This window comes from Pseudomonas vancouverensis (assembly GCF_004348895.1).
GTDB classification, from domain to species: Bacteria; Pseudomonadota; Gammaproteobacteria; order Pseudomonadales; family Pseudomonadaceae; genus Aquipseudomonas; species Aquipseudomonas vancouverensis.
This window is the reverse complement of record NZ_RRZK01000024.1, coordinates 73,126-96,501: the sequence shown is the minus strand read 5'-3', so window position 1 is coordinate 96,501 and position 23,376 is coordinate 73,126. Positions and strand designations below refer to the sequence as shown.

At 59.6% G+C, this 23,376-nt stretch carries 19 protein-coding genes; 8 read left to right on the top strand and 11 right to left on the bottom strand.

The window, feature by feature from the left end; translation table 11 throughout:
- Positions 1-32: 32 nt before the first annotated feature.
- Positions 33-1,073, top strand: a complete 1,041-nt coding sequence (locus tag EIY72_RS17950) for an NADP(H)-dependent aldo-keto reductase (RefSeq protein ID WP_093213904.1) — start codon at positions 33-35, stop codon at positions 1,071-1,073.
- A 103-nt stretch (positions 1,074-1,176) separates the two neighbouring features.
- Here EIY72_RS17950 and EIY72_RS17945 read toward each other — a convergent pair whose 3' ends face one another.
- Positions 1,177-2,313 carry an acyl-CoA dehydrogenase family protein gene (locus tag EIY72_RS17945; protein ID WP_093213899.1) on the bottom strand — a complete coding sequence of 379 codons (1,137 nt, stop codon included), beginning with the start codon at positions 2,311-2,313 and terminating at the stop codon, positions 1,177-1,179.
- Positions 2,314-2,534: 221 nt separating this feature from the next.
- Between EIY72_RS17945 and EIY72_RS17940 the strand changes: the two genes are divergently transcribed.
- The 3 genes from EIY72_RS17940 to EIY72_RS17930 all read left to right on the top strand — a co-directional run bounded on the left by EIY72_RS17940 (position 2,535) and on the right by EIY72_RS17930 (position 5,871).
- Positions 2,535-3,455, top strand: a complete 921-nt coding sequence (locus tag EIY72_RS17940) for a GlxA family transcriptional regulator (protein WP_197678844.1) — start codon at positions 2,535-2,537, stop codon at positions 3,453-3,455.
- Positions 3,456-3,768: 313 nt separating this feature from the next.
- Positions 3,769-4,656: a nitrilase family protein gene (locus EIY72_RS17935; RefSeq protein WP_093213890.1), complete on the top strand. Its 888-nt coding sequence runs from the start codon at positions 3,769-3,771 to the stop codon at positions 4,654-4,656.
- Between the two features lie 15 nt (positions 4,657-4,671).
- Positions 4,672-5,871 (top strand): threonine/serine exporter family protein, encoded by a 1,200-nt coding sequence (locus EIY72_RS17930; RefSeq protein ID WP_093213887.1) that lies wholly within the window; start codon positions 4,672-4,674, stop codon positions 5,869-5,871.
- Positions 5,872-5,973: 102 nt separating this feature from the next.
- On the opposite strand, the gene zapE is transcribed toward EIY72_RS17930, so the two are convergent.
- From zapE to EIY72_RS17915, 3 genes are all read right to left on the bottom strand, one after another.
- A complete protein-coding gene (zapE, locus tag EIY72_RS17925; protein ID WP_093213883.1) occupies positions 5,974-7,068 on the bottom strand; it encodes a cell division protein ZapE in 1,095 nt (364 codons plus the stop codon).
- 90 nt (positions 7,069-7,158) lie between these two features.
- Positions 7,159-8,511 carry a tryptophan--tRNA ligase gene (locus EIY72_RS17920; protein WP_093213878.1) on the bottom strand — a complete coding sequence of 451 codons (1,353 nt, stop codon included), beginning with the start codon at positions 8,509-8,511 and terminating at the stop codon, positions 7,159-7,161.
- Positions 8,512-8,535: 24 nt separating this feature from the next.
- The gene (locus EIY72_RS17915) at positions 8,536-9,165 is read right to left on the bottom strand and encodes an alpha/beta hydrolase (protein ID WP_093213874.1); all 630 of its coding nucleotides are present in this window, start codon (positions 9,163-9,165) and stop codon (positions 8,536-8,538) included.
- A gap of 144 nt (positions 9,166-9,309) precedes the next feature.
- Here EIY72_RS17915 and EIY72_RS17910 point away from each other — a divergent pair, with 144 nt between their 5' ends.
- Positions 9,310-9,744 (top strand): Z-ring associated ZapG family protein, encoded by a 435-nt coding sequence (locus EIY72_RS17910; RefSeq protein ID WP_007989833.1) that lies wholly within the window; start codon positions 9,310-9,312, stop codon positions 9,742-9,744.
- Positions 9,745-9,930: 186 nt separating this feature from the next.
- Here the strand turns inward: EIY72_RS17910 and EIY72_RS17905 are convergent, their stop codons facing one another.
- The 6 genes from EIY72_RS17905 to EIY72_RS17880 all read right to left on the bottom strand — a co-directional run bounded on the left by EIY72_RS17905 (position 9,931) and on the right by EIY72_RS17880 (position 19,695).
- Positions 9,931-10,632, bottom strand: coding sequence for a YiaD family glycine zipper/OmpA-like lipoprotein (locus tag EIY72_RS17905; protein ID WP_093213869.1), 702 nt, complete (start codon positions 10,630-10,632; stop codon positions 9,931-9,933).
- A 104-nt stretch (positions 10,633-10,736) separates the two neighbouring features.
- On the bottom strand, positions 10,737-11,378 hold the full coding sequence (locus EIY72_RS17900) for an MBL fold metallo-hydrolase (RefSeq protein WP_093213861.1): 642 nt from the start codon (positions 11,376-11,378) through the stop codon (positions 10,737-10,739).
- An 89-nt stretch (positions 11,379-11,467) separates the two neighbouring features.
- The gene (locus EIY72_RS17895) at positions 11,468-14,203 is read right to left on the bottom strand and encodes a winged helix-turn-helix domain-containing protein (RefSeq protein WP_093213856.1); all 2,736 of its coding nucleotides are present in this window, start codon (positions 14,201-14,203) and stop codon (positions 11,468-11,470) included.
- 177 nt (positions 14,204-14,380) lie between these two features.
- Complete coding sequence (locus EIY72_RS17890) at positions 14,381-15,745, bottom strand: DUF1329 domain-containing protein (protein WP_093213853.1); 1,365 nt, start codon at positions 15,743-15,745, stop codon at positions 14,381-14,383.
- 26 nt (positions 15,746-15,771) lie between these two features.
- On the bottom strand, positions 15,772-17,673 hold the full coding sequence (locus EIY72_RS17885; protein ID WP_093213848.1) for a DUF1302 domain-containing protein: 1,902 nt from the start codon (positions 17,671-17,673) through the stop codon (positions 15,772-15,774).
- A gap of 339 nt (positions 17,674-18,012) precedes the next feature.
- The gene (locus tag EIY72_RS17880) at positions 18,013-19,695 is read right to left on the bottom strand and encodes a fatty acid--CoA ligase (protein ID WP_093213842.1); all 1,683 of its coding nucleotides are present in this window, start codon (positions 19,693-19,695) and stop codon (positions 18,013-18,015) included.
- A 338-nt stretch (positions 19,696-20,033) separates the two neighbouring features.
- Here EIY72_RS17880 and EIY72_RS17875 point away from each other — a divergent pair, with 338 nt between their 5' ends.
- Positions 20,034-20,927 (top strand): glycosyltransferase family 2 protein, encoded by an 894-nt coding sequence (locus EIY72_RS17875; RefSeq protein ID WP_093213836.1) that lies wholly within the window; start codon positions 20,034-20,036, stop codon positions 20,925-20,927.
- Positions 20,928-20,969: 42 nt separating this feature from the next.
- A complete protein-coding gene (locus EIY72_RS17870; RefSeq protein ID WP_093213831.1) occupies positions 20,970-21,608 on the top strand; it encodes a CatB-related O-acetyltransferase in 639 nt (212 codons plus the stop codon).
- Between the two features lie 48 nt (positions 21,609-21,656).
- Here EIY72_RS17870 and EIY72_RS17865 read toward each other — a convergent pair whose 3' ends face one another.
- Positions 21,657-22,286: a LysE family translocator gene (locus tag EIY72_RS17865; protein ID WP_093213828.1), complete on the bottom strand. Its 630-nt coding sequence runs from the start codon at positions 22,284-22,286 to the stop codon at positions 21,657-21,659.
- 91 nt (positions 22,287-22,377) lie between these two features.
- Between EIY72_RS17865 and EIY72_RS17860 the strand changes: the two genes are divergently transcribed.
- Entirely contained in the window at positions 22,378-23,343 is a 966-nt protein-coding gene (locus tag EIY72_RS17860; RefSeq protein ID WP_093213824.1) for a 2-hydroxyacid dehydrogenase, read from the top strand.
- Positions 23,344-23,376 lie beyond the last annotated feature (33 nt).

Genomic DNA, 23,376 nt, shown 5'->3' with positions numbered 1-23,376 from the left:
TTTTATGATTGTTTTGCCCAAGGAGCACCTCGATGGACTATCGCCAGCTAGGCCGAACGAATCTGAACGTGAGTGCGATCTGCCTCGGAACCATGACCTGGGGCGAGCAAAACAGCGAGGCAGACGCCTTCGCGCAGATTGAGCGGGCCAAGGCCGCCGGGATCAATTTCATCGACACCGCGGAAATGTACCCGGTGCCGCCCAAGGCCGAAACCTACGCCACCACCGAGCGCTACATCGGCAATTACTTCAAGAGTCGGGGCGACCGTGCCGACTGGATCCTGGCCAGCAAGATCGCCGGCCCGGGCAACACCATCGACTACATCCGCGACGGCAATCTTCGGCACAATCGACAGCACATCAGCGAAGCCGTGGACGCCAGCCTCAAGCGCCTGCAAACCGACTACATCGACCTGTACCAGCTGCACTGGCCGGAACGCAGCACCAACTTCTTCGGCCAACTGGGCTACAAGCACAAGATCGAAGCCAACCTGACCCCGCTGGAGGACACCCTCGAAGCGCTGGACGAACAGGTGCGCGCCGGCAAGATCCGTCACATCGGCCTGTCCAACGAAACGCCGTGGGGCACCATGCGTTTCCTGGCCCTGGCTGAAGCCCGTGGCTGGCCGCGTGCGGTGTCGATCCAGAACCCGTACAACCTGCTCAACCGCAGCTTCGAAGTCGGCCTGGCGGAAATTGCGATCCGCGAACAATGCGGCCTGCTCGCCTACTCGCCACTGGCGTTCGGTTTCCTGTCGGGCAAGTACCTCAATGGCGCGCGCCCGCCAAAAGGCCGCCTGAGCCTCTACAGCCGCTTCAGCCGCTACTTCAACCCACAGTCGGAAGCCGCCTGCACCCGCTACGTTGCACTGGCTCGCGAACACGGCCTGGACCCGGCGCAAATGGCCCTGGCGTTCGTCACGCAGCAGCCGTTCGTCACCAGCAACATCATTGGCGCGACGACCATGGAGCAGCTGGAGAGCAACATCGCCAGCTTCGACCTGAAGCTGTCAGAGGAAGTGCTGGAAGGGATCGAAGCGATTCACAAGGATCACCCGAATCCGGCGCCTTGATTGATTCATGAGCCTCATCGCGAGCAAGCTCGCTCCCACACGGTTTACGCCTTATCTGTGGGAGCCAGCCTGCTGGCGATAACGGTCTGACCGTCAGTGCAAATCACAGCGAGCGCGCAATAATCTCCTTCATGATTTCATTGGTCCCGGCATAGATCCGCTGCACCCGCGCATCCGCCCACGCCCGTGCAATCGGGTACTCCCACATGAAACCGTAACCGCCATGCAACTGCACGCACTCGTCGAGTACCTTGCATTGCAGGTCGGTGCCCCAGTACTTGGCCATCGCCGCCGTCGGCACGTCGAGTTTGCCTTGCAGGTGCAGCTCAAGGCAGCGGTCGACAAAGACCCGGCCGATCTGGATTTCCGTCGCCATCTCCGCGAGCTTGAATCGGGTGTTCTGAAAGTCCGCGATCGATTTGCCGAACGCCTTGCGATCGCGGGTGTAATCCAGCGTCCACTGCAAGCCGGCCTCGGCTGATGCCAGGCCACCGATGGCCACGGTAAGGCGCTCTTGCGGCAGCTCCTGCATCAGGTAGGCAAAGCCCATCCCGGCTTGGCCCAACAGGTTTTCCTTGGGTACGCGCACGTCCTGGAAGAACAGCTCCGAAGTGTCCTGGGCCTTCATGCCGACTTTTTCCAGGCGCTTGCCTTTGTCGAAACCGGGCGTGCCGGCCTCCACCAGAAACAGGCTGGTGCCCTTCGCGCCAGCCTTGGGGTCGGTCTTGGCGACGACAATCACCAGATCCGCCAGATAGCCATTGGTAATGAAGGTTTTCGAGCCGTTGATTACGTATTCGTCGCCATCGAGCACTGCCGTGGTCTTCACCCCTTGCAGGTCGGAGCCGGCGCCAGGCTCGGTCATGGCGATCGCCGAAACCATCTCGCCCGACACCAGTTTCGGCAGGTATTTGTGCTTCAAGGCTTCACTGCCGTAATGCAGGATATAGGGCGCAACAATGTCCGAATGCAGGGAAAAACCAATGCCGGTCAACCCCAGCCGCCCTACTTCTTCGATCACCACCGCGCTGTAGAGAAAGTCCGCCCCCAGCCCGCCGTACTCCTCCGGCAGGTGCGAGCAAAGCATCCCGGCCTCCCCCGCCTTGTTCCAGAGCTTACGGTCGATGTATCCCTGTTTCTCCCATTGCGCGTGAAACGGCACGGCCTCTTTTTCGAGGAAGGTTCGCACGCTGTCGCGGAAGAGTTCGTGCTCGGAACTGAACAGGGTTCTAGGGATCATGCGGCACCTTTTCTTTGTTTTTAGAAGGAGTTGACCTTCAGAGCCTATGCCTCGCTTCCGATACGGGACACTGGACACATCCGACAAAAAATAAGACGATCCAGCCGTCTGGTGACCACTTCCCCCTATAAAAATAAAGTTGAATTATGTCTAACCAAGCCTCCACGCCCCTGCGGCGCGTCAGCATCCTGGCCTTCGACCGGGTTTTCGCCTCCACCCTCATGCAAGCCAAGGATTTCTTCCACCTCGCCAGCCTGCGCTACGGCAAACAACTGGGCCTGGGCCTGACACCGGCCTTCGAAACCCGCCTGGTCAGTCCTGATGGCAAACCGGTGAACAGCTTCAGCGACGTAATGATGCCGGTGGACGGTGCACTGGAAAACGCCGACGTCATCGTCATTCCCGCGTTCTGGGATGACTTCGACGCACTCAGCAAACGTTATCCACAGGTCCTGCCCTGGCTGCGTCAGCAACACGCACGCGGCGCCGTCTTGTGTGGTGAAGCCACCGGGGTCTTCTGGCTGGCCGAGGCCGGACTGCTCAACGGTAAGGAAGCCACCACCTACTGGCGCTTCTTCAACGCCTTTGCCGAACGCTACCCGCAAGTCCAGCTTAATCAGGACAAGCACCTGACCGACGCCGACAACCTGTACTGCGCCGGCGGCACCACGTCGGCCTGTGACCTGTACGTGTACTTGATCGAACGGTTCTGCGGCGCCAACGTGTCCCAGGCCGTCGCACGGGACATCCTCTACGAAGTGCAACGCAGCTATTCGCCGGGACGCATCGGCTTCGGCGGGCAGAAGCTGCACCAGGACGTGATCATCCTGCAGATCCAGCATTGGCTCGAAGAGCACTTCGCCGACAAATTCCGCTTCGAAGACGTCGCCCGCGAGCATGGCATGAGCATCCGCAATTTCATGCGCCGCTTCCAGACCGCCACCGGCGACAAACCCCTGCACTACCTGCAACGCCTGCGCATCGAAACCGCCAAGGGCCTGCTGTCCGGCAGCCGCAAGAGCATCAAGACCATCAGCTACGAAGTCGGTTACGACGACGCGAGTTTCTTTGCACGCCTGTTCCGCCAGCACACGGAGCTGTCACCGAACCAGTATCGGCAGCAGTTTCAGCAAGCGGCTTAGAACGGGATAACACGAATCCATTGAGGGAGTGGGCCTGCCAGCGATGGCGGAGTGTCAGCCAAGATTCACTTTGCTGACACTCCGCCATCGCGAGCAAGCTCGCTCCCACGGGGCTTGCGGTGCAGATTCGAGCCAAAGTCGACCCGCTCAGTTACACCGCAAGCTTAAGACGCTGAATCGAACTCGCCATCATCCAGCTTGGGATTGAGGCTACAGCATTACCGGAAGTGTCTGACTTCCGCTCATTTACGATTTCCCCCCTTTATAGGCACGCCATTAATCAGCGTGAATAACTATAAAAAGAGGTCACCCAATGAGCGAGCCAGTCAGCCCTGTTCGTGTAGCAGTCGTGCAATTCGATCCACAAGTCGGCCTGGATAACCGTAAGGGAAATCTGCACCGTGGCCTTGAGCTAGCACTGGAAGCGGTATACGGCGGCGCGAACCTCATCGTCCTGCCGGAGCTTTCCAACACCGGATACTTCTTCAGCAATCGACAGGATGCATTCGAACATTCGGAACCGGTCCCGAATGGGCCAAGCACGCAAACCTGGGTAGATTTCGCCACCACACACAACGTTTACTTGGTCGCAGGCCTCGCGGAACGCGACGGCATGCAGCTGTTCAATACTGCCGTTCTGATAGGCCCTGATGGTTTTATCGGCAAGTATCGCAAAGCGCATTTGTGGAACCTGGAGAAGCTCTGGTTCACTGCGGGCGACCTGGGCTTTCCGGTGTTCGATACGCCGATCGGCCGCATCGGTTTGCTGATCTGCTGGGACATCTGGTTTCCGGAAGTGCCGCGAATCCTCAGCCAGCAGGGCGCCGACATCATTTGCAGCCTGAACAACTGGGTGTGGACGCCTCCGCCCCTGTTCGATGAGGCTGGCAAGTGCATGGCGTCCTACCTGACGATGACCGCCGCTCACGTCAACAATGTGTTTATCGCAGCAGCCAGCCGCATCGGCGAGGAGCGCGACGCTCGTTACCTGGGTTGTTCTTTGATCGCCGGCACCAATGGTTGGCCCATCGGTGCAGTCGCTTCAGCGGATCAACAGGAAATCCTGTTTGCCGACATCGACCTGACCAGCGCTCGCAGTGCACCTATCTGGAACAGCCTGAACGATCTGCAGCGGGATCGTCGCGGCGACTTGTACGATCCAATGCTCGGTTATACCCGCCACCCTTGTCTGCCACGCTGATAAGGGGGTTGACCGATGCAGACCTCAATCGAAAAGCACCGCTCGAATCAAAACCCGGTGGACCGGGCGATCATCCTGCTGATGTTCGCCGGCACACTGTTGGTTGCCTGGCTCTCACTCACCTACCGCGATACGTGGTCAGCCCACTGGCCCAGTTACAACGATCTGCTTTCAAGCCTCCCGGAACCGAGCGCCTGGTTGCGCTGGGTACTGGGTGACATCAGCGAAGTGGCCTTCTACAAGCATGAGTTCGCTTCGATCGGGCTGCTCGCAGGGGCCTACCTGGCCTACTGGGCCAATCGATGCGGGAAACGCTGGCAAGGTTTTGCCATTTCCTATGGCACCGGATTATGGCCATGGATCGTCACCAGTTCGCTGCTCGGGTTGTTGCTGAGCAACCTGCTTTGGGGCTGGACGGTGACGAGCAATAGCTGGCAGCCGACATTCGCCGCGTTTGTGTCACTACCGGCAGCGATGGTGTTGATGTTTGGTGGTGGCTGGAAGGTTGCGATCAACGGGGCAATCCTCGGCGCCTTACTGGTTACACCGATGTGCCTGCTGATCGTCAACTACCTGTGCAACCCGCTGGCCTTGCCGGTGGTCATTGGCAATGTCCTGGGCATGGCGATTGCCAGCGTCGCGGCATTCCTGCTTTGCAGATACTGGCCGGGTCTGGTGAAAACCGCCCCGCCCTCCAGGCCGACGGTCTCCATTGCTTCGCCCAACACCAGCAAAACGCCTGACTTTGGCGTCGTCTGGACCTTGCGCCGGGTCCTCGCCGACTTTTCGGAAGCGCCGTTTTGTGGCAATGAACTGGCCAGCCTCGGCTTGTTGTTGGGCGTATTGCTGGCTTACACCTTGAATCCGCTCAGCCCGGCTTACGGCTCAGGCCTGTTGCCACAACTGATCGCAGGACAAGCGTTGACGTCGCTCATTGGCGTATTGGTCTGGCGTCACCAATGGAAGCTTCGTGGCTGGTACCCCACCTATGTCCCGCTGGTCTCAGTGGTACCGGCGGCGGTGCTGAGCTACGGAGGCAGTTGGCAGGTCATCGTCTCGAGTGCATGGCTGGGAGCATTGGTTGCGCCGCCATTGGCCTGCGCGATTTCCGCAAGATTGCCGACCGATATGCATGCCTACATCGGCAATGTCCTGTCCATGGCCGCAAGCACACTGTTGATCATCCCGCTGATCGGTTTGCTGATTGCGACTTGAGTCCCCTTCCTCGGCTGTAAACCGGTCACAAAACCGGTGCAGCCGTTTTACCTACCCACAAAAAAGGCCTGCAATTGCAGGCCTTGTTTTTTTCGATCCGTCTTAAGGCTTGTGCGCCCGGGACAGGAATTCGTGGGACTGCATCTCCAGCAAGCGGCTCAGGGTGCGCTGGAACTCGAAGTTCAAGCGGCCGCCGGTGTACAGGTCCTTGAGTTCCACTTCGGCAGAAATGATCAGCTTCACGTTACGGTCGTAGAACTCGTCGACCATGTTGATGAAGCGTCGGGCGATGTCGTCGGTGGTGACGCTCATTTGCTCGACACCGCTGAGCAACACGGCGTGGAAGATCTTACCCAGTTCGATGTAATCGTTCTGGCTACGTGGGCCGTCGCACAGTTCGCGGAAGTCGAACCAGGCCACGTCGTCGCAGGTGCGCAGTGCACGGATTTCACGATTCTCGATCATCAGCACGTCGTTCTCGACCGCCGCGGTGCATTCCGGGGTCAACGCACGGAAGCTCTTGCGCAGACTTTCGTGGGACGCTTCGTCGAGCGGGAAATGGAACAGTTCGGCTTGCTCAAGGTGACGCAGGCGATAGTCGACGCCGCTGTCGACGTTGACGATCTCGGTGTTCTGCTTGATCAGCGCGATGGCCGGCAGGAAACGCGCGCGTTGCAGGCCGTCCTTGTACAGGCCGTCGGGCACGATGTTCGAGGTGGCCACCAGGGTCACGCCGTTTTTGAACAGTTCTTCCATCAGCGTGCCAAGGATCATGGCGTCAGTGATGTCGGAAACGAAGAATTCGTCGAAGCAGATCACCCGCGCTTCAGTGGCGAAGCGTTTGGCGATGATGGTCAGCGGGTTTTTCTCGCCGCCGAGGGTCTTCATCTCTTCGTGCACGCGCTTCATGAAGCGGTGGAAGTGAGTACGGGACTTTTCCTTGAACGGCAACGCTTCGAAGAAGGTGTCGACCAGATAAGTCTTGCCGCGACCAACGCCGCCCCAGAAGTACAAGCCCTTGACCGGTGCCTGATCCTTCTTGCCAAACAGCTTGCCCAGCAGGCCCGGCTTGTTTTGCTCGGCCGCGATCAAATCGTCGTACAGGCGCTGCAAATGACGCACGGCAGTTTCCTGCGCGGCGTCGTGGAAGAACTCCGGGCGTTTCAGATCAGCTTGATATCGTTCTAGGGGCGTCATAATTCGTTAGCAAGGCAACAAAAACGGGCCGTCACTGTAGCGATGGCCCGGGGGAATGGCAATCGGCCCTTGGTCGGACCGACCCGTTGTTTATTCCTGAACCGGTGTCAGGGCGATCTGCAAAGCCTCGATGGCAGCATCTCGCGCGGCGCTGTCGACGAAGGCCGGGCTGTCGGCAACACACTCGCCTTCCAGCCAGACGCTGAAACTCAACGCGTCACTGCGCACGTCCAGCGGCTGGCCGGCTTGCAGTTGCTTGGTCACCTGACCGGCGGTTTTGCCGTCGGCAAAATGCCGTGACAACAGCAGCTGTTCGCCTTCGGCCGAGAGCAGGCGGAAGCGGAAGCTATCGTCTTCACGGAAGCTGACGAATCGCGCAGCTTTTGCCGCCTTCTTCTTGGTGGTGGCTGCCACTTGTGTCTGGCTGACAAAAGAGCGCAGGCCAACCGCTTCGCGCAGTTCAGTGAGGAATGGCGTGGCGACGGCACGGGCCTTTTTCGCACCGTGCTGGAGGATGTCTTCCAGGTCCGCCGGACGCTCGATCAATTGGTGGTAGCGTTCACGGGACTCACCCAACTCGCTGTCCAGCAGTTGGAACAGACGGTTTTTCGCCTCGCCCCAACCCAGGCCCTGCAACAGCTCGCTGCGGAACTCGTCGGCCTGTGCCGGGGTGGCGAACGCCTGGAACAGGGTGAACAGGTGCGAATTGTCCGGGTCCTTGGCTTCACCCGGGGCGCGGGAGTCGGTGACGATCCGCGAGATCGCGTCCTTCATCTCTTTGGCGCTGCTGAACAACGGGATGGTGTTGTCGTAGCTCTTGGACATCTTGCGGCCGTCGAGGCCCGGCAGCGTGGCGACGCTTTCCTCGATCAGCGCTTCAGGCATGGTGAAGAATTCCTTGCCCTGGCCGAACAGGTGGTTGAAGCGCTGGCCGATGTCGCGGGCCATTTCCACGTGCTGGATCTGATCGCGACCCACCGGCACCTTGTGCGCGTTGAACATCAGGATGTCCGCCGCCATCAGTACCGGGTAGCTGTACAGGCCCATGGTGATGCCGGCATCCGGGTCTTCGCCGGTCTCGACGTTCTTGTCCACCGACGCCTTGTAGGCATGCGCCCGGTTCAGCAGGCCCTTGGCCGCGACACAGGTCAGCAGCCAGGTCAGCTCGGGAATTTCCGGGATGTCAGACTGGCGATAGAAGGTCACGCGGTCCACGTCCAGGCCACCGGCCAGCCAGGTCGCGGCGATTTCCAGACGCGAGCGCTGGATGCGCAGCGGGTCATCGCACTTGATCAGAGCGTGGTAGTCGGCCAGGAAGTAGAACGAATCGGCATTGCTGTCACGACTGGCAACGATTGCCGGGCGAATGGCGCCAGCGTAGTTGCCCAGGTGCGGCGTGCCGGTGGTGGTGATGCCGGTGAGGATACGGGTACGAGTCGTCATGGGTAATCGCTTGTCAGACTGCAATCAGTTCGAAAGACGCGGCAGGATCAGATCTTTCAGATCGGTCAGCTTGCCATGAAAAAAGTGCCCGCATTCTGCCACTTTCAGCAGCTCATGGGGACGTTCGAGCTTGTCGGACCACTGATAAACGACCTGCGGATCGATGACTTCATCGGTTTCCGGCTGGATCAGAGTCAGCTCTGCCTGCTGCGGCAGCTGATCCTGATCACCCAGACGCATCACGGCCGGGGCGACCATGAACAGGTGCTTGAGCTGCTGCCCGCTGGCTTCAAGACGACCGCCGAGACTTGCCGCAACAAATCCGCCGAAGGAGAAACCGAACAGCGTCAGCGGCAAATCCGGATGACGGGCGCGGAACCACGCGGCCACTGCCTGGGCATCATCGACTTCACCAGTGCCCATGTCGTGGGTGCCTTCGCTGGCACCGACGCCGCGGTAATTGAAACGCAAGGTGATCAAACCGGCATCGCGGGCGGTGCGTTGCAGGGTCGACACCACTTTATTGAGCATGGTGCCGCCCTGCACCGGGTTCGGATGACAGATCAGCGCCAGGCCGCGGGGCTGCTCGTTATCCAGGTAAAGTGCTTCCAGTTGCCCGACCGGGCCATCAATCACTACAGGGGTTTCACGCATAAGCAAGGAAGGAACTCCGTGACCTCGAATCGGGTCGACTCGTCTAGCAAATTGTCTGTGCCAGTCTATTGCGAGTGAATCGCGGTATACAGCGCAGGTTCGAGCCGTTAACGTAAAGCAAAGCCGTTTATAGAGGAAGGACTCGTGGAACACTCGCTCTTAGTTTGGTTGTTACCGACTCTTGCCCTGGTTGTGGGTGTCGCCATTGGGTTCCTGATCGCTCGCGTTGCGCCGAACGCCGCGCCCAGCCGCACGCAGCGTCAGCTGGACGATATTCAGGAACGTTTCGACAGTTATCAGAACGAGGTGGTGACCCACTTCAACAGCACCGCGACACTGGTCAAGAAACTGACCCAGAGCTACCAGGAAGTGCAGGATCATCTCGCCGAGGGTGCCAATCGTCTGGCCCTGGACGAGCAGACTCGCCAACGCCTGCTGGCTTCCCTGCATGCCGATGCGGCACAGGCACCCCGTGAACGCCTGACGCCACCGCGCAATCAGGAGCCGCCTCGCGACTACGCGCCGAAAGCCCCGAATGCACCGGGCATGCTTGATGAGCATTATGGCCTGAAGAAGTAATCAGCTTCGCGCTTGGTAAAAAGCCCCCGGACAATTCATTGTCCGGGGGCTTTTTTGTATCTGCGGGTTGGCGTGCCAGCGATGGCATCAAACCCTGCAACAAAAAACCCGCCTGATCGCAGGGATCAGGCGGGTTTTGGATTTTGAAGCGGACTCAGCCGATCAAGGGTACTGCTGCACCTGATCTTACTGCTGACCACCGTACTGCTGGCCAGGAATCGCCTTGAGGTTGACTTCTACGCGACGGTTCTGGGCGCGGCCATTGACGTCGGCGTTGCTGGCAATCGGATTGTCCGGGCCGGCACCGCGGGCGCTGAGGTTGGCACCGCTGACACCTTGCGACGTCAGGTAGGTGGCCACGCTCTGGGCGCGACGCTGGGACAGGTCCATGTTGTGCTGGCGGCTGCCGGTACTGTCGGTGTAGCCGACGATCTCGATCTGGTTCTGGTTGAACTCTTTCAGCGAGCCCGCCAGGTTGTTCAGCGGCTGATAGAAACTTGGGGCGATGTTCGCCGAGTCGGTGGCGAACGTGATGTTACCCGGCATGATCAGCTTGATCTGATCGCCCTGACGCTGCACTTCAACACCGGTGTTGGCCATGCTGGCGCGCAGTTTCTTTTCCTGCTGGTCGGCGTAATAGCCGTAACCCGCGGCGGACGCACCACCGATGGCCGCACCGATCAGTGCGCCCTTGCCACGGTTGTCGTGGTTGATGGCAGCACCGGCGACGGCACCGGCCAGGGCTCCGAGGCCGCCGTACTTGGCGGTCTTGCTCATGCCTTGACCGCCATCGGCCTGACCCTGGTTATCGTAAGGGTTTTGCGAAGCGCAGCCCGACAGCAGAGCCACGGCAGTAGCGACAATAATCAAAGGACGCATGGTGAACATGAAAAGCTCCTACTTTTTTGCATTTCTGTGATGCAACGAATCAAGGCATCTGCCTTAGCGGCCGTTGGATCACGTTAGCGGCTAAAAATTCCGGCTGTTACAAATCAGGCCCGGACAAACGGGTTTTCGCGCATTTCATCGCCCAGACGGGTGTCCGGACCGTGCCCGGTGACGACGGTCGCCTCTTCATCAAGGGTATACAGGCGCTGCTTGATTGAACGCACGATAGTCGCCTGATCGCCGCCCCACAAATCCGTGCGCCCGACTCCACGTCGGAACAGCGTGTCGCCGGCAATCAACAGCTTGGCGTCGGAGAACCAGAAACTCATGGACCCCGGCGTGTGACCCGGGGTGTGCAGCGCTACGCCACAACCGCAGGCGAGCTCTTCGTCATCGGCCAGCCAGCGGTCCGGCGAGGGCACCGGGGTGTAGGGCACACCGAACATCTGGCACTGCATTTCCAGGTTGTCCCAGAGGACCTGGTCTTCCTTGTGCAAGTGCAGGGTCGCACCGGTTTTCTCCTTGAGCTGGCCGGACGCCAGAAAATGGTCGAGGTGTGCATGGGTGTGAATGATGCTGACCAGCTTCAGCCCCAGGGCGTCGAGCCGCGCCAGGATCAGTTCATGATTACCGCCCGGATCTACGACTATGGCTTTTTTCGTCAGCGGATCGCCGATGATCGTGCAGTTGCACTGCAACGGGCCGACGGGGAATGTTTCACGGATAAGCGTGGGCTGCTGGGACATCGGTACCTGCTCGATAATCGTGGACGGTCGCGATTTTCGCACAATTGAGTATCCGACCAGCAATCGCTGGCGTGTAACGTGAATAATCGTTAACCCAGAACCCCCAGTTCTTTTGCCCGCGCCACCGCTTGCGTGCGTCGCTCGACGCCCAGCTTGCTGTTGATGTGGCTGGCGTGGGTCTTGACCGTGTGCAGGGAGATGAATAACTGATCGCTGATTTCCTGGTTGGAACAGCCTTGGGCAATCAATCGCAACACCGCCAGTTCGCGAGTGCTGAGTTGTTCTGCTGAAACAGGCTCCAAACCGGAACGGGCGATCGGGGTGGGCAATTTGTCGACAAGGCTCTGTATCAGCGGGGTCGGCGCGCCCAGCTGAAGTTGCCCACGCAGCCAGTCCGGGTGTTCGGTCAACAAGCTCTCGAAGGGTTGCAATACGCCCCCGGCCGCCGCATCCAGCGCTTGCGCCAGGGTCTTGCGCGCTTCCGGTTCACGTCCGCCCGCCAACAAGAGCATGACTTTCTGAATCAGCGCCATCGCACTGAGCATCTGCCGGCCGGATTGCTGACCCAGCTCCAGCAGCGCATTCAATCGCCCTTCGGCCAGCATCGGATTGCCTTGTATGACCTCCAGCATGGCTTGCTGCAATTCCACGTGAAGCGGCAACTGCGGGTGAAACTCCGGTGGCGCGGCGGCATGTTCACCGTTGTAGGTCTGCCCCAATCGCGCCAGCCAGGCTTCGGCCAGATCGGTTCGCCCCTGCGCCAGCCATAGCTCACATTTGACCAAAGTGATCATCGCCAGATAGTAGATCGGCGGCACGTCCCAGATGTGCATCAGCCGCTCGGCTTCCGCCAGTTCAGCGAAGGCCTTGGCGTATTCGCCGCTGCTGCCTTCGAGCCGGGCGATCACGCAGTGGCCGATCAACACGCTGATATCACGGCAGGCACGGGCCTCGTTCAAGCCTGTCAGCAAACGCAGGCGTGCCGCTTGTGGTTGCAGACGCTGCGCCAGCAGAAAACCTTCGTACAAGGTCAACCGAGCGCGGATGGCATACAGCCGTTGCGACGACAGGCCATGCAGGCGTTGCAAGCCCTGATGGACTTCATCCAGCGAACGGAGGATTTCTCCACGCGCTTGCAGCACCCGGGCGCGATCGTAGTGGGCCAGGGCTTCGAAGAGTGGATTACCGACGCGCTGCGCCAGCTCCAGCGAATCACGGTTCAGGCCCCGGGCTCGCCACAGATCGCCATCGGCAATGGCCAGGTTGGACAAGGTCGACAGGCACATCAGGCGCTGGCCGTAGCGTTTGCAGGGCAGGCTCTCCAGCGCTTCATGGCAGTAACGCAATGTCTTCTCGCGATTGCCCCGACCACGGGCAATGATGCCGCTCAAGGCCAGCCATTGCGCCAGCATGGATTTTTGCGCGGTGGCCGAGGGTGCCGGCAGGAAACGACTCAAATGACTGGCGAGTTCTTCGGCAGCATCCAGTTGGCAGGCCAGGCCCAGCGCCCAGCTATAAAGAACGATCAAGCGTGGCGTGCTGATCAGCAGGCTGTCGGGCAAGTCCATTTTCCAGCGCAGCAACATGCCGACATTCTGCTCGGCCAGCAATTGCTCTTCGGACAGGTTCTGCACCAGATTGGCCGCGACATCCAGGTGACCGGCACGCAGGGCCTGCTCCACGGCCTCATCGAGCAAGCCTTGGGCATTGAACCAGCGGCAGGCGCGCAGGTGCAGGCTGGCCGCCGGCACCATCGACTGGGACACCGGTCGCGTGCGCAACAGATCGGAAAACAGATGGTGGTAACGATACCAGTGGCCCTGCTCGTCCAGTGGCACCAGGAACACTTGGTGAGCCAGCAGGAAGCGCAGGATTTCCGCACTGTCGTGGGCGTCGCGAACGGCGTCGCACAGCTCGCTGCAGAAGCGCTCCTGGGGCGCGGTGTCATACAGGAATGACTGGACTTCGGCCGGCAGGCAATCGATCACTTCTTCGAGCAGGTAATCGCGTATCAGCCCTTCCCCGCCGTGCAGCGACTGCGGCAACTCGCCGTCGGTGCCGGCTTCCGAGGCCGCCAGCAACCAGAAACGCAAGCCCGCAACCCAGCCTTCACTGCGCTGGATCAGGTTCTCCAGCGCCTCGCCACGCAAGGAGCTGCTGTGGCGATCGAGCAGGCTCAAGGCTTCATCGTGGGTCAGGCGCAAATCCTGCTCATTGAGCTCAAGCAGTTGCCGCGACAGGCGCAACCGCGCCAGGTGCCAGTCCGGCCGCTGACGGCTGGTGACCATCACCAGCAAGCCATCAGGCAAATGATTGAGGAAAAACTGCAGGCAACGATCCAGAACCGGCCCCTGGGCCAGATGATAGTCGTCCAGTACCAGCAGTAATGGCGTCGTAGTGGACAGGTGGACCGCCAACTCATCGAGCAGTCCGTCCAGCCATTCTTCGAAAGCAAAGGGCTGGTGACGCTGGCGCATTTTCAGCAAGCCCAGCGACTGCCTGCCCAGTAACGGAAAATGATCTTGCAACCCCTCCAGCAAACGCTCGAGAAAACGTCCGGGGTCGCTGTCTCTCGGGCTCAGCCCCAACCAGAGGCTGCGCCAGTGATCCGGCAGCGCCTGACAGAACTCCACCGCCAATGAACTCTTGCCGAACCCGGCCGGCGCACTGACGAGCAACAACCGGCCACCGAGCCCGGCACTCAGGCGTTCGCACAAACGCGGCCGCAACACATGCCCATGGGGCAGCGGCGGACGAAAAAAACGCCCGTCCAGCGTCGCGACGGCAACGGTTGCAGAACCTGGGGATGTAGACAGATCAGTCATAGCCGGCTCTTGTTTGAATTGCGGGTGGCGGCGTTGCAGATGTCCGCAGACTAGCTGTAAACGAACAGCTATTGAAGGTAATTGCTACAAATGGCTACAAAAAGTCTACACACAAAAAAAACGCCCCGAACCAGTCGGGGCGTTTCTTCAGAGGATGCGGCCTCTCTTCAACTCATATCAGCGAACACCATCCTGACGCAGCGCGGCCGGCGTGAAGTCGCTGGTGGTGGCCTGGAAGCCGAAGTTGTAGGCCGACTTCTCTTCGTTCTTCATGCCCAGCGCCAGGTAACGGCCCGATTGAAGGTCGTACAGGGTCTCGAGGGCATACCACGGCACTTGCTTGTCGTAGTAGTCCTCGGCATGGGCTTCGGCGACACGCCACAGCTGACCACGACCGTCGTAGTGGTCGATGACCGCTGCTTGCCAGGTGTCTTCGTCGATGTAGAAGTCACGCTTGGCGTAGATGTGGCGCTGACCTTCCTTCAAGGTCGCGACCACGTGCCAGACGCGGCGCAACTCATAGCGAGCCAGGTCCTGGTTGATGTGACCGGCCTTGATGATGTCGGCGTACTTCAGGTTCGGATCGTCGAGCTTGTAGCTGTCGGAGGCGATGTACATCTCTTTCTTGCCTTCGAGCTTCCAGTCGTAGCGATCCGGCGCACCGTTGTACATGTCCAGGTTGTCGGAGGTACGCAGGCCATCGGCTGCGGTACCCGGACCGTCATAGGACACTTGTGGGGCACGACGCACACGACGTTGACCGGCGTTGTACACCCACGCCGAGCGAGGCTCTTTCACCTGGTCGAGGGTTTCGTGCACCAGCAGCACACCACCGGCCAGACGTGCCGGCGCAGTCACTTTCTGCTTGAAGTAGAACAGGATGTTGCCCGGGTTTTTCGGATCGTAATCCTTCATCTTGTCGCGGAACACGAACTGGTCTTCGAAGTACACCAGGCTGAACGAACCGTTGGCTTGCGGCGTGGCCTGGGTCACCAGACGGGTCACGCTGCCGCCGCGATAGCGGGTGATGTGGTTCCAGATCACTTCCACACCGGTCTTTGGAATCGGGAACGGTACGGCGGTATCGAAGTTTTCCAGACCGTTACCGCCAGACACCAGGTTGGTGTTGGTGGCGTTCTTCTTGATCGCGGCAAACACCTCATCCGGCACGGTAGAACCGCGATGGGACGGGTAGACCGGCATCTTGAAGGTGTCCGGGTAGCGCTTGAACATCGCGTACTGGCCCGGAGCAAGCTTGTCCTTGTACTGCTCGACGTTCTGCGCGGTGATGGTGAACAGCGGTTTTTCACTGGCAAATGGATTGGACAGGAAACCTTTGCTGTCGACAGTGCCGGCGTTCTTCGCCAGCGGCTTCCAGGCCGGAATCGAACCGTCGGCGTTACCCGCCATTTCGGCGCCCATCGGCGTCAGGCTCTTGCCCAGTTTGTCCGCCTCGGCTTGAGGCACTGCCGCCATGACGCTGGTCGCCAGCAGCGAAAGCCCCAGAACACTGGCGTGGAACAGACTCTTTGTTATTTTCATAAGTGCATTCGTCCTGAAAACAGTGTTTAGAAGTTCACGCCGAAGCTGAGCGCGACGAAATCGCGGTCATCCACAGTGGTGTACTTGCCGTCGAAGAAGTTGGTGTAGTTCAGGCTCGCGGTGTAGGTGTTCTGATACTCGGCATCAACACCCAGGCTGACCGCTTTGCGACCTTCCTCGAAGTTGCCGCCAGGGCCAGGCGAGTAACCGCTCACGTCATGGGACCAGGCCACGTTTGGCTTGAGGTTTACACCGGCAAACACGTCGTTGTAGTCCCAGATCGCACGAGCGCGGTAACCCCACGAAGTCGCCGTGGTGAAACCTTCGTCGGTGCAGTTGCGGCTGAGGTTGTTGGTCGCCGCGCCTGGACCGGCACCAGCGATGGTGCTGGTATTGAGCAGTACGCAGGTGTTGGCGCCACCGGTCGAAGGCAGATCGCCCGGACCGTAGACCGGATCACGGCCATAACGCACGTCGGAAGAATCCTCGAGGCCACCGACGTGAGTCACGCCCACTTCACCCACCAGGGTCAGGCGCTGGGCGCCCATGACCTGATCGAAGAAGTGCGTCAGGGTGGTCTGGAACTGGGTGATTTCCTTACGGTTGTAACCGTGCAGGTCCTGGCCCGGTACGCCGTTGAGCAACGAAGCGTTGGTCAATGGGTTGTTCGGGTTGCCACGGCCCAGCGGACGGACGCCGGCGAACAGGATATCGGTGGTGTTGAGCTGCACCGGCGCATTCGGACGGTAGCTGATTTCACCGCTCCACGCCGTACCGGTAGGCAGGGTGGTGGAGAAGCTCAGGCCGTAGAGGCGAATGTCTTCCGGATACTCGATGAAGTAGTTCGAGTTGCCCGCGATGATCAACGGCGCCAGCGCTTGCAATTGTGCCGGCAGAGCGCCTACACGGGCATAGGCCGAAGCCGGTGCGCCGGTGGCACTGAAGATCGGTGCGCGGCTGTGGTAGTTCATGAAGTAGGCACCGAATTCGGTGTCCAGCGGGTCGAACATGTACTTGAAGGATGCACCCCACTGACCGCTGTCCCGCGCATCGCGGTCGCCGGCACGGCGCACCAGTACGCCTTCGTTGTCGACGTTCACGCCCAGGGCGGTCAGCGTCGGCAGGGCAGCGGCCGGAATGGTCGAGCGTTTGTTCAGCACGCGCAGGTTGTTGTCGCAACCGTCAGCGACGATGTCTGGCTGGGAGAAGAAGGTGCCGCAGTTGTCGACGACAGTCTGGTCCCACTCCAGTTGGTAGAAGGCTTCAGCCGACAGGTTTTCGGTGAGGCTCTGGGACACATAGAACATGTTGACCGGGATCAGGCCTTCCTTGATCTCGGCGCCTGGACGACGGAACGCGGACACGTCAATCGGGTTGATCGAGTTGATGCCGCCGCCGATAAAGGTACTTTCACCCCAGCTGACCACTTGTTTGCCCAGGCGCACGGAGCCCGGCTGATCGGCAATGGAATAGTTGTGATAGACGAAGGCGTCGAGCATTTCGGCGCCCGCAGACTTGGCGCCCTCTTTGCGGTTGTCGTCGCTGATGTCCTTGAACGGACGGCTTTCGTCTTTCAGTTCGAAGTCGTACCAGTATTTGCCCCGGACAAACACGCCGGTGTCGCCGTATTTCAATTCAAGGTCATGGATGCCTTTGAAGATCTTCGAGAAGGTTTCCCCGCTCTTGAAGTTCAAGTGACCGTCATCGGAAGTCTGCGACAGACCGTGGCCGCCGTTGTTGACGCCAATGAGGTTCTTGTTCGGCTGTTGAGTAGACCAACTGGCACCAATCGACAGGGACGAGTCGAACTGACCCTCGATTTCACCAACGTTGAAACTGACGCCGAATGCTGGCCCGGCGAGCGTAGAGGCAAGACTGACGGCCAGAGGCAACTTCGCCCGGCGCCAGAACTGGTTTACTGATGTCATCGACGCTACTCCATGTGCATTTTATTGTTATGGCAGTGAGCACTTCTAAAAACGCTGTGGATAACCGGGAGCCATGGCATCCCAAAGTCATTCCAAAGTTGCATCGCCCCCGAGTGTGCGGTTGCTCCGTTTCTAAAAATCCTTGAACGGACTATAGCCAGCAGGTAGTAGTGCTTGATCCCTCTAAAGTGTGATTTGCACCCGCCAGCCACTCTGGAACAGTCCTTTCGCCAGGCCGACGCCCGTCGGCACGGCAAGGATGGCTGAAAAATTCGATTTGACAAGCCAAGCGCTTGCTTGGTGGGCTTGGCGCGCCCTTTCGGGCACGCCAGAAACGGCTTAAAGCGTGGAGAGGAAGGTGCTGTTGGTGGCCTGCCATTCGGTGATGTCGACCCGAATGCGCTTCTTGTCGAGCTTGCCGACGCTGGTCTTGGGAATTTCAGTAACAAGCGCGATCTGGCTTGGGATCGCCCACTTGCTCAGGTGCCCCAGTTCCACGAATGGCTTGAGGTGTTCCTTGAGTTCCCGAGCGCCGATTTCGTGGCCTTCACGGACCACCAGCAGGGCGAACGGCCGCTCGCCCCACTGTGGGTCGGGAATGCCCACCACCGCTACTTCACGTACCGCCGCATGACGACTGATCAGGTCTTCCAGGTCGAGGGATGAAATCCACTCGCCGCCCGTCTTGATCACGTCCTTGATTCGGTCGCGAATATCGATCACGCCCATGCTGTCGAGGGTCGCCACGTCACCGGTATGCAGCCAGCCACCGGCCCAGAGCTCTGCGCCTTTCTGTGGTTCGTTGAAGTAGCCCTCGGTCAGCCACGGCGCACGCAGCACCAGTTCGCCCTGGGTTTCGCCATCGGCCGGGAGGAAGTTGCCCTCGGTATCGACAATTGCGGCTTCCACCAGTGGCCCCGGCACACCGGCCTTGATCCGGTAGGTGGTGCGTTCGTCTTCGGTGCCGGCCATCAGCTCATCGTTGAGGTGTGCACACGAAACCAATGGCCCGGTTTCCGACATGCCGTAAGCCGCCGTCAATTGAATGCCCCTGGCCTTGGCAGTTTCGTAAAGCGTGCGATTGAGTGCACTGCCGCCGATGACGATTTTCCAGCCGCCAAAGTCGGTGCCTTGTGCAGCCTTGGCGTTGAGTACCATCTGCAGGATGGTCGGTACGCAGTGGGAAAACGTGACCTTTTCCCGCCGCCACAGCTCCACCAGGTATTCCGGATCGTAGCGGCCAGGATAGACCTGCTTGAGCCCGAGCATGGTCGCCAGGTAAGGCAGGCCCCAGGCATGCACGTGGAACATCGGAGTGATCGGCATGTACACGTCATTGGTGCCCAGCAGGCGCACGCTGTCGATGGCGCCCATGATGGTCGCCACGCCCATGGTGTGCAGCACCAGTTGCCGATGGGTGAAGTACACGCCTTTGGGATTGCCGGTGGTGCCGGTGGTGTAGAAGGTGGTTGCCACCGAGTTTTCGTCGAAGTCCTGGAAGTCGTACGTGGTGCTCGCAGCCGCCAGCAACTGTTCGTATTCACCGACCAGGTTGGGCAAATCAGCGGTTTTCTCTGGCAGGTCGGTCAACAGCAAAGTCTTTTCGACTGTGGTCAACTGCCCTTCAATGGCTTTGTACAAACCCACGAACTCACTGTTGACCAGCACGAAGCGGTCCTCGGCGTGGTTCATGGTGTAGAGGATCTGTTCCGGCGACAGGCGCACGTTGATGGTATGGATCACCGCGCCGATCATCGGGATGGCAAACATGCATTCCAGGTAACGATGGCTGTCCCAGTCCATCACCCCCACCGCATCACCGGGCTTGACCCCAGCCGCTGTGAGCACATTTGCCAGCCGGGCTACCCGCTCGATCAGGGTCGGGTAGCCATACCGCAACTTGTCGCGGTAGATAATCTCGCGGGTTTTCTCGTAACGTGCACCGGACATCAACAGTCGCTTGATCAGCAGCGGGTACTGATAAGCGCCTTCGGCCGGGGGAATAACGCGAGTCTGCAACATAATAATCCCTTTTTCTGACTGCACGGTCGTGACTGAAAGCCTGCACTTTAGTGCGCTTGATCAGCAGCCAAATCAGCCAAAGGAATGATTTGGCCGGGGCAAAAAATGATGGCCCTGAGCTACCACTCGAAGCGTTCCAAATGATTTTTTTGTTACCGGTGCCTATAAAACGCGGGATTCGATGACAGTAACGCTATTGAGATCCACGTAACACTACCGATACAACGAAGCTACCGGTAAGCTGCCACTCGTTGACTTACTTGTCCTTCCATCTTCAAAGTCGGGAACCCTGCAACCAGGCCTTTCTTGTCAAACGCCATCGGTACTGCAAAGAACAAATGAACACTGAAGCAGCAGCTCCTCAAGACCAATCCGTGTCGCCAGCACCACTGATTTCCATCGTGGCGCCTTGTTATAACGCGGAGAAATACCTGGAAGAAGCGATCAAAAGCATCTTCGCCCAGCAGTACCCGAATTTTGAAGTCATCATTGTCGACGACGGCTCCAGCGACAACAGCATCGAGATGCTTCGCGAGCTGCAGAAAACCTATGATTTCCAGCTGTATACCCAGCGAAATCAGGGTGTCAGCGCAGCACTCAACCATGGCTTGCGTTACGCCAAGGGTGTCTACGTCTCCACGCCCGATCTCGACGACATCATGCTGCCCCACTCCTTGAGTGTCCGTGCCGACTACCTGGACAAAAACCCGAGGGTGGGTTGCGTCGGGGCGCTGATCATCTACATGGACAGCGATGGCAACACTCTGAAACAGCAACAACGTACCAAGGTCCGCACCTACACCTTCGACGAGATCCTGCGCCATGCCGTGGTCATCGGCGCTCCGGTTGCGCTGTACCGAATGAGCGCCATGCGCCAGGCCGGCTTCTACGCACCGAACCTGCGCGTTCAGGACTTTCAGATCACCCTGCGGATTGCCCGCCTGGGCTATGAAGTGCATGAACTGCCGGTGTGCGTGACGCGTTACCGCCGCCATCCAAACAACTTGTCGCGCAAGTACAAGGTGCTGTTGCAGGCGGATCTGGATGCCATCGCGCCTTACGCCAATCATCCGGATTATCTGAGCGCACGTACGCACCTGGTCAACAAGGCGCTCAAATACGCCGTGATCGAAGACAAGAAAGAAGCGTGGCAACTGCTGCGTTCGATCCCTTGGCGCCACTTGAACAGAACCAGTTTGCGCCGCATGCGCCGGCTGATTTTCCATCGCTGATCGACAACCCCTCCACACGCCTCCGCTTCCCAGGCCCTGCGCATGAAATTTCTCGAAAAATTAAAAGAACGAAAAACCAGAAAACATCTCAAGCGCCTGGAAAAACTGCACCGGGGACCGGAAAAAATACGCCTTCGTTATCCCAAATATGAGATCGGCGTAGGCACCTATGGCATTCCGCAGGTCATGGAGTTTGGCGACGACACCATTCTTAAAGTCGGTTCCTACACTTCGATTGCCGAAGGTGTGAAGATCCTCCTGGGTGGCGGGCATCGTACCGACTGGGTCAGCACCTTTCCGTTTCCGCTGATGATCGACGAGGCCCGGGACATCCCCGGTTGCAGCCCCACCAAAGGCGACGTGGTGATCGGCAGCGATTGCTGGATATGTGCCGATGTCATGATTTTATCCGGCGTGACCATCGGGCATGGTGCGGTCGTGGCCGCGGGCGCCGTCGTGACCCGGGACGTCGAACCTTATGCCATCGTCGGGGGCAACCCGTGTCGACATATCCGCTGGCGCTTTGACGAGGAAGTACGTCAGGAACTACTCGCCTGTGCGTGGTGGGAATGGCCCATGGAGGAAGTCAAAGCAGTCTCGCCAAAGCTGTGCAGTGACGACATGGATGGTTTTCTGAACTACGCCCGCCAGCGTCAGACGGCTGCGGCCCAGTCCCGGTAACCGTCATGCCGGTCGCGGCACGTTGCGCCGCGACCATCTCGAACAACCTCAGTGCATTTCTGTAAACGCGAGTTTCACGCCGATCGCGATCAGTACCGCCCCCATGGTCCGGTCAAACCAGTGCCCCATGCGAGCGAAGCCGGCGCGCACACGTTGCTGGCTGAACAACATCGCCACCATACAGAACCAGGTCGCTGTCGCCACCGCCAGGTAAACACCGTAACCGGCCTGCACTGCCAGCGGCGTGTGCGGATTGATCACCACGGTGAACAGCGAGAGGAAAAACAGCGTGGCTTTCGGGTTCAGGCCATTGGTCACGAAGCCTGAGGTGAAGGCGCCACGGGCGGTACGAATGCCCGCTTCCTTGTGCAGGTCATCTGCAACAGGCTTGGCCGGTTGAGCGCGCAGGGCCTTGTAGCCGATGTACAACAAGTACGCGGCAGCCGCCCATTTCAACGCATTGAACAGCACGATCGACTGCGACACGATCAGGCCAATACCCAGCAACGAATAACCGACGTGCAGGAAAATCGCCGTGCCGACGCCCAACGCGGTCCAGGTACCGGCGCGACGGCCGTGGGTCACGCTCTCACGCACCACCACGGCAAAGTCCGGGCCGGGGCTCGCAACGGCCAGCAGGTGAATCAGGGCAACGGTCAAGAACTCTGTCCAGTACATGAAGGCTCCTTCAGGCCAAGCGTAACGAATCATTTCATCTGGTAGGCTCGGCAGATTACGCCTTCAGTTCAATGCACAAAAGGTACAGTTGATGACGAACACTCGCCGCGCCGTTTTCCTCGACCATCCGTCTCTGGATCTCGGTGACCTTGACCTCAGTCCTTTGCGCGATTGCTTCAGCGATTTGCAGCTGTTCGCCCAGACCCTGCCCGATCAAGTGATCGAGCACCTCAAGGGGGCCACTGTTGCCATCAGTAACAAGATCCTCATCGATGCCGCCGCCATGGCCGCCAGCCCCGAGCTGAAACTGATCCTGATCACGGCCACCGGCACCAACAACGTCGACCTCGCCGCCGCCCGCGCCCACGGGATTACCGTGTGCAACTGCCAGGGCTATGGCACGCCATCGGTGGCCCAACACACGATCATGCTGCTGCTCAACCTGGCCACACGCCTGACCGATTACCAGAAAGCCGTGGGCGAAGGGCGCTGGCAACAGGCCCGGCAGTTCTGCTTGCTGGACTACCCGATTGTCGAACTCGAGGGCAAAACCCTTGGCTTGCTCGGCCACGGCGAACTGGGCGGTGCTGTGGCAAAACTGGCCGAGGCCTTCGGCATGCGCGTGGTCCTCGGACAGATTCCCGGGCGCCCTGCCCGGCCGGACAGACTGCCGCTGGATGAGCTGCTGCCGCAAGTCGACGCGCTGACCCTGCACTGCCCACTCAACGAACACACCCGTCATTTCATCGGTGCCCGTGAACTGGCCCTGATGAAGCCTGGCGCTTTCCTGGTCAACACGGCACGTGGTGGCCTGATCGATGAACAGGCGCTGGCCGATGCCCTGCGCAACGGTCATCTGGGCGGCGCCGCCACGGACGTGTTGAGCGTCGAACCCCCGGTCAACGGCAATCCGTTGCTGGCCGACGACATCCCGCGCCTGATCGTCACCCCGCACAACGCCTGGGGCAGTCGCGAAGCCCGCCAGCGAATCGTTGGCCAGGTCAGCGAAAATGCCCGGGGGTACTTCAGCGGTAAGGCGCTGCGGGTCGTCAGTTGATAAACTGCGGCACTTTTTTCCACAGGAGCAGTT